This is a genomic window from Runella aurantiaca (assembly GCF_003339505.1).
GTDB lineage: Bacteria > Bacteroidota > Bacteroidia > Cytophagales > Spirosomataceae > Runella > Runella aurantiaca.
The window spans coordinates 132,341-144,927 of sequence record NZ_QPIW01000001.1 but is presented as its reverse complement, the minus strand read 5'-3'; the positions used below and the strand labels follow the sequence as shown (position 1 = coordinate 144,927).

The following is a 12,587-nucleotide window of genomic DNA, read 5'->3' as shown; positions in this document are numbered from 1 at the left end:
TTAATTGCAAAGTAAACAATTCCATGACGAAAATTATTGCTATTGGTTTAGTATTATCAATTCTCATTGCCTGCAATACCTCCCAAGAATCGGAGGAGCAAAAATTAGCCCAGAGTTACTGCGGAGGCTGCCACCTCATGCCAACGCCCGATTTGCTTGACAAAAAAACGTGGAAAGAGAGTGTACTGCCCAAAATGGCCCTGCGGTTGGGCGTCGTTCAGCAAAATATCGGCTTTTATCAGGACTTTTCTACCGAAGAGATTGTGGCGTTTACCCAAGCCAACGTTTTTCCCGAAACCCCAATCGTAACGCCCGAACAATGGGAAAGTATTGTGAATTATTATGTCAAAAATGCCCCCGACAAACTGCCAGATTCCTCCCGCAAAACCCTTATTTCTCCCAACCTCTCCCGATTTTTGCCCAAAGCCAATACCCCGCAGGTGGAGCCTTTTGTTTCGCTCATCAAGTACGACTCCCTCAGCAAGAAGCTATTTGTGGGCAGTCGCCGAGGAATGGTGACAGTATTTGACCAACAATTCAAACGCATTGACTCCCTCAAAGTGAGCAGCCCACCTTCTGATTTGCGGGTCTACCCCGATGGGAGTTTGGATGTGTTGCTGATGGGCATCATGGACCCCAATGACCACAACCGAGGTACGCTGGAAAAAGCCCGCAAATCGGCCGATGGCAAAACATGGGCGTTGACTCCGATACTCCAAAAACTTCGTCGCCCCGTAAATCAATCTTTTACCGATGTAGATGGCGATGGACTTGAAGACATTGTGATGTGTGAATATGGCAACAATATCGGCCAATTGTCTTGGTTTAAACAGCAACAAGACCATTCCTATCAGGTGTTTAAATTTGACCCCGCTCCCGGGGCGCGATTGGTTCAGCCCTATGATTTTAACCGTGATGGAAAACTGGACTTTTTTGTAATGATGGCGCAGGGCGACGAACAGGTATCCGTGATTTATAATCGCGGCGGCGGAAAATACGAAAAACAAATCCTGTTGCGCTTCCCACCCGTATACGGCTCCAGCTACGCCGATTTGGCCGACGTCAACGGCGACGGTTGGGTTGATATTGTGTACACCAACGGCGACAATGCCGATTATTCTATGATTCTGAAACCTTATCACGGCGTACGTATTTTCTTAAACAACGGCAAAAATCAGTTTCAAGAAAAATGGTTTTTCCCTTTACACGGTGCCTCAAAATCCCTCGCCGACGATTTTGACAATGACGGCGACATTGACATTGCGTCTATCTCTTACTTTCCTTCCAACCCACAGGAAGGATTTGTGTATTTTGAGAACCAAGGGAATTTGAAATTTACCGCTAAAACCTTTGCTACGCCTCGGCAAGACAAATGGATGCTCCTCGAAAAAGCAGATTATGACCAAGACGGCGACAAAGACCTGTTGTTGGGTTATCTCGAACGCCCGCCTTACAGATTTCCGCTACAAGCGGGAATGACGGGATTACAAATTCTTGAAAATAAAACAATTGTAAAAAAATAAACTCCACTGGCAATCAATCCTTTACACCTATACCCTACATTCAAACAGTTGGGTAACCAAGCGTTGGCGTTGCATTTATTTGACTCAATTTTTCGTTAGAAAACTGCAACTTTTTACTTATTAAATTTGATTTTAACCTTCCATTTAAAAAATGAAAAAGACACTTTTTGCAATCCTTACTTTACTAATTTCGTACTCTTTCGATGCGGTTCAGGCCCAAAAAGCGGCTTGGACACCACTTTTTGACGGAAAAACCCTGAAAGGCTGGAAACAGCTAAACGGCCAAGCTAAATATGAAGTAAAAGACGGCGTCATTGTCGGAACAGCCGTGGCCAATACCCCCAACTCCTTCTTAACCACCGAAAAAGACTACGGCGATTTTATTTTTGAGTGCGAAGTAAACGTCGATGAAGGACTTAACTCAGGCATTCAATTCCGTTCATTGTCAAAACCCGACTATAACAATGGCCGCGTACACGGTTACCAAATGGAAATTGACGCCACCGACCGCGACTTATCGGGCGGCATCTACGACGAGGCACGCCGTGGATGGTTGTATGTTCCAGAGGTAAATCCCAAGTCCAGAGGTGTGTTTTTGCGCAACAACCAGTGGAACAAATACCGCATCGAAGCCATCGGAACCAGCTTGCGGACGTTTGTCAACGGCGTTGAAATCAGCCACGTAATCGACGATGTCACCTTGAGCGGATTCATCTGTTTACAGGTTCACTCCATCGGAAACCGCAAAGACGACGAAGGCAAGCAGGTACGCTGGCGCAACGTGCGGATTCAAACCATCAATCTGCAACCGACTCCCGCAAGTACCGTTCGTATCGAAAACTGGATTCCAAACACGGTTTCTGAGCCAGAAAAAGCCTTGGGAATCCGTTTGTTGTGGGATGGAAAAACCACCAACGGGTGGCGTGGTGCGTACAAAACAGAATTCCCAAAAGGGGGCTGGAACATCAAAGACGGCGTGTTGAGTGTGGACAAAGGCAACGGAGCTGAATCAACCAACGGCGGCGACATCCTGACCACCGAAAAATTTGGTGCTTTTGAACTTACTTTCGACTTCAAACTCACCGAAGGAGCCAACTCGGGCGTAAAATACTTCGTCAATGAGTTACTTCAATACACCCACGAATTTCAGCCAGGAGAGTCGATGACGGTTCCCGCCGATTACATCAAAAAGGGCTCAGCTATTGGTCTGGAGTTTCAGGTGTTGGACGATGCCAAACACCCCGACGCCAAAATGGGCGCAGGCGGAAACCGCACCATTGGCTCGCTGTACGACCTCATTCCTGCCGACAAAACGGGCTACCGCAAAGGCGCTGTCAAAAAAATCGGTGATTGGAATCAGGGACGCATCGTGGTCTATCCCAACAATCATGTAGAGCATTACCTCAACGGATTCAAAGTAGTGGAATACAACCGCAACTCAGACTTTTATAAAGCCCTCGTGCAGCGCAGCAAATACGCCGTTTGGGGCGACAAATTTGGTTCAGCCCCCAAAGGGCCCATTTTGTTGCAAGACCACGGTGACCTTGTCATCTACCGCAGTATCAAAATACGGGAGTTGAAATAAATATTTAATTACCCATAAAAAAGCCACCACATCAGGTGGCTTTTTTTATCCCCTCAAAGCGGTTGATTCTGGCAATCAGCATTGTGTGCATTTCTAGCAGTTGCCGATTTGAGAAAAAAAACGGAGTTTTGGGGTATGGAAAAGAATTAAGTGCCTTTATACTAAAAACCTGTTTTTACAATGCAACGCAGAGAATTTATACAAAAATCTATTTTAGCAAGTGCAGCGACCGCAATGTCGACCACGAGCTATTCTAAAATCATCGGCGCCAATGACCGCGTACGCGTAGGTGTCGTGGGTTTTTCTGATCGCCACCGTGCGTCACACGTAGGTCCTTTCAAAGAATTGTCTAAAGGAATGAACTTTGAAATCACGTCGCTTTCCGATATTTGGAATCGCCGTCGTGACGAAGGGAAAGCCTATTTGGACAAGCAATTGGGAGGTAACGTAAAGGTTTTCCGTAATAACGAAGAAATGTACGATGCCAAAATGGTGGATGCTGTTTTTATGAGCACCGCCGACTTTCAGCACGCCCTTCATACCATTGAGGCCGTGCAGGCAGGCTGTGATGTATACGCCGAAAAACCATTGTCCGAAACCATGGAAGACAACCGCGCCGTATTGAAGGCCGTAAAAGCTTCGGGGAAAATCGTGCAAATCGGTTCGCAACGCCGCAGCGGTGAAAACTACTGGGCCGCCGATGAATTTATCAAATCGGGCAAATTCGGCCCTATCGTCATGGTGGAATTGATGTGGAACGTCAATCAACCCGGCCGCTGGCGCAGACCAGAATTAACCAAAGATTTGAAAGAATCGGATGTAGACTGGGTTCGCTACCAATTGAATCGTCCCAAAGTGGCCTTTGACCCCCGCAAATACCTTGAGTACCGCCTGTTTTGGCCGTATTCATCGGGTATCCCAGGCCAATGGATGAGTCACCAAATTGATACAGTACACTGGTTCAGCGGATTGTCACATCCACGTTCTGCCGTAGCCAACGGCGGGATTTATCAATGGAAAGATGGTCGTACCAACCCTGATACCCTCACGGTGGTGTTTGATTATGGCCCAGCCAACGATCCTACTTCGGGCTTCCAAGTACAATTTACCAGCCGTTTCTCCAACTCTGCCGGCGAAACCAAAGAATTGTACTACTCAAACGGCGGTATGATTAACTTGGATACCAACGAAATCAGCTCAACGGGTGGTTTGCGCGAGCGCGAAGCCGCCGCGATGGGACTGAAAGCCAACTTAGTAGCTTCTACAAAACTCGAAGGAATAAAAGTAGCAACCGACGCCAACACTGGCGGTGACCCTTTGACGTTCAATCACATCAAAAACTGGATGGAATGTGTGCGCAGTCGCAAGCAACCAAATGCTCCAATTGAGGCAGGGTATCAGCACTCCATTGCTACAATCATGGCCAACGCCGCCTACCGTACTGGTCAGCGCGTGACATTTGATGAAAAAACGCAGGAAGTATTGGCCGGCGGAAAGCCGTTTAAGTACTAAAGAAGTACAACAGCGTAATCTGTACGCAAATAAATCACATAAAGAGGCGGCACCGTTTGGTGTCGCCTCTTATTTTAAAGCCATAAAGTGCATTATTCTGCGGTTTCTGGCTCCGAAACAATCAATTTGATGCCGTCAAGTTGTTTAATGACAACCGACGAACCCATCGCGATAGGATGCCCTTTTTGGGTCAAAGCAATCCATTCTGTTCCACGGTAAAAAACCCGCCCCTCTCCATCTGAGGGAATCGTTTGCACCACCGTAGCTTTATCGCCCACGTATTCAGAGTATTCGAGCGACTTGTTTTTGCGGCGCGAAAACTGGAGCAGCGGTTTTCGCAAAGCCAACAAGGAAAGCACCGAAACCACCGAAAAACAGAAAAGCTGGGAATTGACTGTTGGCGTAAGACCTGTCCATGATAAAATGGCGGTCACAAATGCCCCAACACTCAAAAACAAGAAAACAAACGTTACCGAAAGTAGCTCTGCTATCAGCATAGCAACTCCAACTATTACCCAAATCTGTGTCGAATCCATCTGATTTATAGAAATTTATACGCTGCGGGTCATTCAAGCCCAATTGATTACTTCTGTTGTTTTACTACACTCATGGCCGCCGCAATCATCGAGGCCATGTCCCCAAAATTGGCTGGCAAAATCATTGTATTGGTCGATTTAGCCAAGTTGCCGAACTGTTGTACCATTTGCTCCGCTACTTTAAGTTGTACGGCATCCATTCCGCCTTTTTCCTGAATGGCGGCGGCCACAACCCGGATACTTTCGGCGGTGGCGTCTGCTACCGACATAATAGCGGCGGCCTGTCCTTCAGCCTCGTTAATCTGACGCGTTTTCAATGCTTCTGACTCCAATACCACCTTTTGCTTTTGGCCTTCGGCTACGTTGACGGCGGCCATTTTTTCACCGTCTGACTGCAAAATCAATGCGCGGCGTTCACGTTCGGCCTGCATTTGCTTTTCCATGGCATGTAATACACTTTGCGGAGGGGTGATGTTTTTAATTTCATACCGCAACATTTTTACCCCCCAACCAATCGCCGCTTCGTCAATGGCATGAACCACGGCCTGATTGACCGTTGTCCGTTCTTCAAATGTTTTATCTAAATCAATCTTACCCATTTCCGAGCGCATCGTGGTTTGGGCCAATTGTGTGACCCCAAAAATATAATCTCCGATTCCGTATGAGGCACGTTGCGGGTCAATCACCTGCAAAAAAAGCACCCCGTCTACCCGTACCTGAACGTTGTCGCGAGTGATACAAATCTGCTCAGGAATGTCAATAGCTTTCTCTTTCAAACTATGCTTATAGGCCGTCCGGTCAAAAAAAGGAATAATGAAGTTGATGCCTGGCTGCAACACGGCATGAAATTTACCGAGACGTTCAACAACATAGGCCGTTTGTTGAGGTACAACTTTGACCGTCATTAACACAACAAGTAGGGCCAAAACGACAATAATAATAAATGTAATCATGAGGATAGTTAAGGTTTAAATTTTGAACGAAAATACCAGATTAAGCGACGTATTACAAAGCTTTAAGGATGAAGATAATAAAACATTCCAAGAACGGTGTAAATGTTTATTAAGCGGTAAAACCACCTGAATAAGCGTCCTTTATCAATCCTAAAAAGTTAATTTTACTCCTTTTTTCTTAATATATTCATAATTTTTATTTTTATATTTAAGTAATTGGATGTAATTACACTTATTTTTGCCTGCTTTATTCTTTATTCATCCTAAACCTCCTACATATTATGCTTTCAACGCTCGGCCGTCTGTTGCTGGCAATCCCAATGGCGATTTTTGGCGTGTTCCATCTTATGAATGCTGGCAATGTATCCGCAATGGTGCCTGCTTACTTACCCGGAGGTATCGTTTGGGTTTACATCACAGGCGTTGCTTTACTGGCCGCTGCTTTGGCAATCATCCTGCAAAAATGGGCGAGAACCGCCGCGATTCTGCTCGCCATTATGCTCATTTCATTTGTAGTTTTTGTGCACTTACCCAGTTTTTTGGGAGGAAATGAAAAGGCAATGGGAACCCTTCTTAAAGACCTCGGCATTGCGGGAGGTGCCTTAATCTTGGCCAATACGGAGAAAGATTAAACGGCCAAAAAGATTTGAACAATCTGTGGTATAGGAAGGCCAACGTTCCTACCAAAACAGAATTTTGGCTAACTTTGACAAAAAATTGAATACATGGTCAAAGCAGAAGTAATTACGATTGGCGACGAAATATTGTTTGGACAGATTACCGATACTAATACCCAGTGGATTAGCACAGAATTGACCAACATCGGGATTCGAACCATCCGAAAATCGTCGGTTGGAGACGATGAAAAGGCTATCTTAGAAATTCTTGCCGAAGCCGAAAGCCGGGCGGATGTAATTCTAATTACGGGTGGGCTCGGACCTACCAAAGATGACATTACAAAAAAAACACTCTGTACTTATTTCGATACCGAACTCTCTATCAACGAAGAAGCATTGGCATTCATTACCGCTTTTTTTGAGAAAAGGGGACGTCCAATGACCGAACTTAATCGTTTGCAGGCAGCAGTACCCAACAATTGCACTTACATTGCCAATCGTTGGGGAACCGCCCCAGGCATGTGGTTTGAGCGCAACGGGAAGGTGTTTATCTCCATGCCCGGCGTGCCGTTTGAAATGAAAAACCTCATGACGCACACGCTCTTGCCCAAATTGCAGGCCTTTTTTGAAACGCCGATTATCTACCATAAAATGCTCCGCACCATCGGCATTGGAGAATCTTTTTTGGCAGAGCGCATCGCCGATTGGGAAGATAACCTGCCGCCTCACATCAAATTGGCTTATTTACCCAATTTTGGGCAAGTCCGTCTTCGCCTCACCGCCACGGGTACCGACTTGGAACAGCTCAAAAAAGAAACCCAAGCCGAAGTCGAAAAAGTATTGCCCCTGATTGATGTCAACGTTTTTGGGTACGATAACGACGAAATTGAAACCGTGGTGGGAAGAATCTTAAAAGAGCGCGGCCAAACCCTGTCTACCGCCGAAAGCTGCACGGGCGGCTATACATCGCATTTGATAACGAAAGTATCAGGCTCATCAGCGTATTTTGTAGGAGGCATAATCAGTTACAGCAACGAAATCAAAATAGCCGAATTGGGCGTTAAGCCTAGCACGTTGGCCGAGTTTGGGGCGGTAAGCGAACAAACCGTCGTTGAAATGGCCGAAGGGGTCCGCCAACGACTCAACAGTACTTATGGCATAGCGGCCAGTGGAATTGCAGGCCCCGACGGCGGCACGGACGAAAAACCCGTGGGTACCATCTGGATTGCCAGCGCAGGCCCCGACGGCACCGTAACCCAAAAATTACAACTTGGAAAATTTCGCGAACAAAACATCCAATATACCAGCGTTTATTTACTGAACCTGTTGCGCAAACAGCTGTTAGGTCTTTAAAATCATTGATTTTTTGAGCGTTTGGAATAGGAATTAATACGAAAACAAATGGCAATTGTAGAAATGGTGATGCCCCGAATGGGAGAAAGCGTCATGGAGTGTACCATCATTAGCATCCTGAAAAAAGTAGGTGATGCTGTCGAATCTGATGATTCGGTGATGGAAGTAGCTACCGACAAAGTAGACACCGAAGTGCCCAGCCCTTACAGCGGCATTATCAAAGAAATATTGGTGAAAGATGGCGACGTCGTGGCCATCGGAAACATCGTAATGCGCATCGAAACAGAAGTCACGACGCCCCAAAACGGTTCTCCTACGCCCATCGCGGAGGTTCCAGAAGAAGCCCTTGCATTGGAAACCCAATTCCAATCGTTGGTCACTTCCCCTATTCAAGCCACGGCGGAGGTTCCTTCAAGCGGGCGTTTTTACTCTCCATTGGTGCTCAACATTGCCCAAACCGAAGGCATTTCTCGTCAAGAACTTGACCAAATTGCGGGAACGGGCACCGATAGCCGCGTGACCAAAAAAGATATTTTGGGGTATTTGGAAGAAAAGAAACGCCATCCCGTAGGGGCAGGCCTTGCGTCTGCCCAAGCCACAAGTGTTGCCCAAGAAGCATCCCATGCCAGCAGTCCGCAATCGCCTGCTTCGATTCGCAAAACTGGCATTGAGGTTATTCCGATGGACCGAATGCGGCGTGTCATTGCGGAGCGAATGCTGGAGTCACAGCGAATTTCGGCCCACGTCTCCTCGTTTGTGGAAACCGACATGACCAATGTAGTTCTTTGGCGGAATCAAATCAAGGATGAATTTAAGAAACAAACGGGCGAAGGCATCACCTTTACGCCGATTTTGATAGAAGCCGTGGTGAAGGCAATCAAAGATTTTCCGTTGATTAATATTTCCGTAGAGGGAGAAAACATTATCAAAAAACGGGATATAAACGTCGGTATGGCGGTGGCATTGCCTAGCGGAAATCTCATCGTGCCCGTCATCCATAACGCTGACCAGTACAGCCTGATTGGATTAGCAAAAAAAGTGAACGAACTGGCCAATCGTGCCCGTCAAAATAAACTTACTCCCGACGACCTCGCGGGCGGCACCTACACGGTTTCAAATATCGGCAGTTTCGGAAACATCATGGGGACTCCCATTATTCTCCAGCCGCAGGTAGCTATTATGGCCTTTGGTGCTATTCAAAAACGCCCCGTGGTGATTGAAACCCCCCAAGGCGATGTAATTGGGGTACGGAGCATGATGTACATTTCGCATTCGTATGACCACCGCGTGGTAGATGGTGCGCTAGGCGGAATGTTTGTGAAACGTGTTTCTGATTATTTAGAAAAATTTGACCTGAAACGCTCGCCTTTTTAAGAAAAAAGAAGCGTTTTTATTGATTTACAACTGTACAAAATTAGGATTCAACCATCCCATCGGTACATCGGCAACGATGCGGCCATCAGGGTCAAGGACGCGCCCTACCGCGCGTCCTTCGACGCTGAAACCCAGTTTTTTATATAATTCGATGGCGGCAGCATTACTTTCGCGGGCGTGTAGCTCTACCCGCAAAATATCTTTACGCTCCTGCCTGACATAGTCTAGCAAGGCCGAAAACACTCTTTTCCCCAGGCCTTTTCCCTGATTATCAGGATGTACACAAATGGTAGTGTCGCCAAATAAATGCGTAAAACATTCTATTCCCAAAGAATACGTATGCACTTCGGCCACAACTTTTCCATTATCTTCGGCTACCATTGAGCAGCCATTGGCGAGACTTTTGGTCAAAAAGTTTAGAATATAGGCTTCTGAAATTTCGTGTTCTTTTCGTGCAATTCCGCCCGAAATACGGGCTACATCTTTGTACAATTGCAGAATGGAAGGTAAGTCTTCCAAGGTAGATTTTCTGATAATCATAAGAAGGTGGGTTCTGGGCGTACAACTGCCCACTAATTAGTTAGTATAACAACAAAACTAACACATTAAATTAACACCTCAAAAAGGAGGGCTTAAAACAACCTTCAAGTTTGAACCAGAGTTTTTGCACCGTTGAGGATATTTTTCACTCACTTTCCATCACTTCACCTTGTACCATTGCGGGTGTTTTTCACCCGCAATATATTACCTTCACTTCACCTCAATCGCGTATTTTTCGTCAAACACGGTAATGAATAACGGATAACGCTCATCCAACTTATTATAGTCGGCCGACTTTTGGTCTAGGCGATTTTTGGTCACTTTGACCGCAAGTGTAAGTTTTTGTTTTTTCGTAGGTTTGTAAGCAAAGGCAAAAGTGCGCTCTTCTTTGGGGTTCAAATTATTGTCTTCCAACTTTTTAGCCGCTGGATACCACTCCCACTTCTCCCCTATCCTATCTGTTTTTTGGGCGATGGCTTTTCCGTTTTCATCCAATAACTCCATTGAAATACCGAAAAACCGTTCGGGGTCTCCCGAAGGGACTCGGTGACCCGCAAATTCGTTTTTCAGTTTGAGATGATAAACAATTTCTTGGTTAACAGCATAAGATTTTTCCACCTTAGAGGGATAAAAAGCCAAGCCGTTCAGCGCTTTGGTTTTCGCTCCTTTTACTTTAGGAATGCCCGAACCCGCAAAATAATGCAAATGGCTCAACCGCTCGCCAAAGCCCGCCACGACCTCCCGCTTTGTGGGTTCCATGTGGCAACTAATGCAGTTTTTCTGCCCATAATACGGCCCCGCCTTCCATTCATCGCCCGTTTCAAACGAACACACCAACGTAGATGTAACGACCGCATTGGCATTATGACACGAAATACACAGCTTTTCGGAAAGAAAAACGGGGTCTTTTCGGGTGGCATGAGGGGCTTTCGTGGTACCAGTGGAGCCAATCACAACGTTGTCGCGTACGTGGCAGCTCGCACAATTGATTCCTTCCTGCTGAAGTTTTTTATCAAAATGAGGGTTTTTCTCTTTGACAGGCTGATAAATATCGCCGTCAACCAGTCCCATCACAATAAATTCCTGTTGGTTTTGGAGCGGAATATGGCAGTTGATGCACAAATACGGACTCGATTCTTTTTTCAGTTCGGCCTGAAACTGCAAGTCCGTCCAAGCGTGCGAGTGGGTAGAATGTTGCCATTCTTCATAGTGTTTTACATGACACGCCCCGCACTGCTCGGCACTCAACGACGCCAATCCCTTCGGTATTTGTTGGTGCGGCACGGCTTTTTCCCAACTTTTGATCAGGGGATGAATTTCTTTTTCGGTTGCTTTTAGGAATACTTGATAGGCTACAATACCTGCAAAAACAATCAGCGATAGGTAAACAATCTTTTTTTGCATTTTTTATCAAAAACAAAGCGTTGGAAAGTTCTGAAAACTTTCCAACGCTCACATTAATTACTTCATATTTTTCCGACGATTGCGCTGGAAATCTTCCAGTACAAAACCGCCCAACCCCTGCAAATTGCTGTAGTATGCGCGGCCATTGTTGACCCGTGTAAATTCCTGCACAAATTGCTTCAAGTATGGGTCGGAAGCAATCATAAAAGTCGTAATCGGCACGTCCAACCGACGGCATTGGGCTGCCAGCGTGAGGGTTTTGCTCACGATTTTTCGGTCGAGGCCAAAGCTATTTTTGTAGTACCGAAGGCCTTCTTTCAAACAAGTAGGCTTGCCATCGGTAATCATAAAAATCTGCTTGTTTTTGGTCTTGCGGCGGCGCAACAAATCCATTGCCAACTCCAAGCCCGCCACGGTATTGGTGTGATATGGACCCACTTCTAGGTACGGGAGGTCTTTCAACTGAATCTGCCACGCATCGTTGCCAAACACGATGATGTCGAGCGTATCTTTAGGATATTTGGTTTTAATCAACTCCGCCATCGCCAACGCCACTTTTTTGGCGGGGGTGATGCGGTCTTCGCCGTAAAGAATCATGGAGTGGCTTACGTCAATCATCAACACCGTAGCGGTGAAGGTTTTTTGCTCTTTTTCCACCACTTCAAGGTCATTTTCTACCAGAAAAAATTCGCCGATGCCGTGGTTAATTTGGGCGTTTTTGATGGATTCGGTCATGGCAATTTGGTCGAGGGTATCGCCAAACTGAAAATCGCGCACATCGCTGCTGAGCTCGTCGCCCGTACCCGTATAAGGCGTGTGGTGGTTGCCGCCCGCTTTGGAGCGTTTGAGCTTACCAAAAATCTCTTCCAGCGCACTCCGACGAATGCTGCGCTCAGTTTTAGGGGTCATAATGACCTTACCTTCTTCGTTTTCCTCTGTAATGTAACCTTTGCGTTTGAGGTCTTCAAAGAAATCGCCAATGCCGTATTCGTCATTGGTAAGGTTATACTGACGGTCCAGTTGACTCATCCACGCCATGGCTTGGGATACGTCACCCGAATTCATCAGTAGGAGTTGCTGAAAGATGTTCAACAACTCGTCAAATTTATTTTTACCGGTTTGTTCCGTGGGCTTAAATTCCGAAAAACGATGACCAAGCATGAGAGAATGTCAAGTTAAGGATAAGAACT

Annotated in this window: 11 protein-coding genes; 6 read left to right on the top strand and 5 right to left on the bottom strand. The window is 46.2% G+C overall.

What is annotated here, in order from left to right:
* Window positions 1-23 precede the first annotated feature (23 nt).
* The 3 genes from DVG78_RS00665 (at window position 24) to DVG78_RS00655 (ending at window position 4,620) form a co-directional block, all read left to right on the top strand.
* Window positions 24-1,523 (top strand): FG-GAP repeat domain-containing protein, encoded by a 1,500-nt coding sequence (locus DVG78_RS00665; RefSeq protein WP_147276932.1) that lies wholly within the window; start codon window positions 24-26, stop codon window positions 1,521-1,523.
* A 151-nt stretch (window positions 1,524-1,674) separates the two neighbouring features.
* Window positions 1,675-3,108, top strand: coding sequence for a 3-keto-disaccharide hydrolase (locus tag DVG78_RS00660; RefSeq protein WP_114459152.1), 1,434 nt, complete (start codon window positions 1,675-1,677; stop codon window positions 3,106-3,108).
* Window positions 3,109-3,288: 180 nt separating this feature from the next.
* On the top strand, window positions 3,289-4,620 hold the full coding sequence (locus DVG78_RS00655) for a Gfo/Idh/MocA family protein (protein ID WP_114069893.1): 1,332 nt from the start codon (window positions 3,289-3,291) through the stop codon (window positions 4,618-4,620).
* Window positions 4,621-4,712: 92 nt separating this feature from the next.
* Here DVG78_RS00655 and DVG78_RS00650 read toward each other — a convergent pair whose 3' ends face one another.
* Window positions 4,713-5,156: an NfeD family protein gene (locus tag DVG78_RS00650; protein ID WP_114459151.1), complete on the bottom strand. Its 444-nt coding sequence runs from the start codon at window positions 5,154-5,156 to the stop codon at window positions 4,713-4,715.
* 47 nt (window positions 5,157-5,203) lie between these two features.
* Window positions 5,204-6,109: an SPFH domain-containing protein gene (locus DVG78_RS00645; protein WP_114459150.1), complete on the bottom strand. Its 906-nt coding sequence runs from the start codon at window positions 6,107-6,109 to the stop codon at window positions 5,204-5,206.
* Window positions 6,110-6,390: 281 nt separating this feature from the next.
* On the opposite strand from DVG78_RS00645, the gene DVG78_RS00640 reads away from it, so the two are divergent.
* The 3 genes from DVG78_RS00640 to DVG78_RS00630 all read left to right on the top strand — a co-directional run bounded on the left by DVG78_RS00640 (window position 6,391) and on the right by DVG78_RS00630 (window position 9,453).
* Complete coding sequence (locus tag DVG78_RS00640; protein WP_114459149.1) at window positions 6,391-6,741, top strand: DoxX-related protein; 351 nt, start codon at window positions 6,391-6,393, stop codon at window positions 6,739-6,741.
* 93 nt (window positions 6,742-6,834) lie between these two features.
* Window positions 6,835-8,079 carry a competence/damage-inducible protein A gene (locus DVG78_RS00635; protein WP_114459148.1) on the top strand — a complete coding sequence of 415 codons (1,245 nt, stop codon included), beginning with the start codon at window positions 6,835-6,837 and terminating at the stop codon, window positions 8,077-8,079.
* 48 nt (window positions 8,080-8,127) lie between these two features.
* A complete protein-coding gene (locus DVG78_RS00630; protein WP_114459147.1) occupies window positions 8,128-9,453 on the top strand; it encodes a dihydrolipoamide acetyltransferase family protein in 1,326 nt (441 codons plus the stop codon).
* Window positions 9,454-9,477: 24 nt separating this feature from the next.
* Here the strand turns inward: DVG78_RS00630 and DVG78_RS00625 are convergent, their stop codons facing one another.
* The 3 genes from DVG78_RS00625 to DVG78_RS00615 form a co-directional block, all read right to left on the bottom strand.
* On the bottom strand, window positions 9,478-9,993 hold the full coding sequence (locus DVG78_RS00625) for a GNAT family N-acetyltransferase (RefSeq protein WP_114459146.1): 516 nt from the start codon (window positions 9,991-9,993) through the stop codon (window positions 9,478-9,480).
* Window positions 9,994-10,203: 210 nt separating this feature from the next.
* On the bottom strand, window positions 10,204-11,397 hold the full coding sequence (locus tag DVG78_RS00620; protein WP_114459145.1) for a multiheme c-type cytochrome: 1,194 nt from the start codon (window positions 11,395-11,397) through the stop codon (window positions 10,204-10,206).
* A 57-nt stretch (window positions 11,398-11,454) separates the two neighbouring features.
* The gene (locus DVG78_RS00615; protein ID WP_114459144.1) at window positions 11,455-12,558 is read right to left on the bottom strand and encodes a vWA domain-containing protein; all 1,104 of its coding nucleotides are present in this window, start codon (window positions 12,556-12,558) and stop codon (window positions 11,455-11,457) included.
* Between the last annotated feature and the right edge of the window lie 29 nt (window positions 12,559-12,587).

Excerpts from the sequence above, each read along its gene's own strand:
- DVG78_RS00620 (WP_114459145.1), bottom strand. The coding sequence starts at position 11,397 with ATGCAAAAAAAGATTGTTTACCTATCGCTGATTGTTTTTGCAGGTATT.
- DVG78_RS00655 (WP_114069893.1), top strand. The coding sequence starts at position 3,289 with ATGCAACGCAGAGAATTTATACAAAAATCTATTTTAGCAAGTGCAGCG.
- DVG78_RS00645 (WP_114459150.1), bottom strand. The coding sequence starts at position 6,109 with ATGATTACATTTATTATTATTGTCGTTTTGGCCCTACTTGTTGTGTTA.
- DVG78_RS00665 (WP_147276932.1), top strand. The coding sequence starts at position 24 with ATGACGAAAATTATTGCTATTGGTTTAGTATTATCAATTCTCATTGCC.
- DVG78_RS00650 (WP_114459151.1), bottom strand. The coding sequence starts at position 5,156 with ATGGATTCGACACAGATTTGGGTAATAGTTGGAGTTGCTATGCTGATA.
- DVG78_RS00635 (WP_114459148.1), top strand. The coding sequence starts at position 6,835 with ATGGTCAAAGCAGAAGTAATTACGATTGGCGACGAAATATTGTTTGGA.
- DVG78_RS00630 (WP_114459147.1), top strand. The coding sequence starts at position 8,128 with ATGGCAATTGTAGAAATGGTGATGCCCCGAATGGGAGAAAGCGTCATG.
- DVG78_RS00660 (WP_114459152.1), top strand. The coding sequence starts at position 1,675 with ATGAAAAAGACACTTTTTGCAATCCTTACTTTACTAATTTCGTACTCT.
- DVG78_RS00615 (WP_114459144.1), bottom strand. The coding sequence starts at position 12,558 with ATGCTTGGTCATCGTTTTTCGGAATTTAAGCCCACGGAACAAACCGGT.
- DVG78_RS00625 (WP_114459146.1), bottom strand. The coding sequence starts at position 9,993 with ATGATTATCAGAAAATCTACCTTGGAAGACTTACCTTCCATTCTGCAA.
- DVG78_RS00640 (WP_114459149.1), top strand. The coding sequence starts at position 6,391 with ATGCTTTCAACGCTCGGCCGTCTGTTGCTGGCAATCCCAATGGCGATT.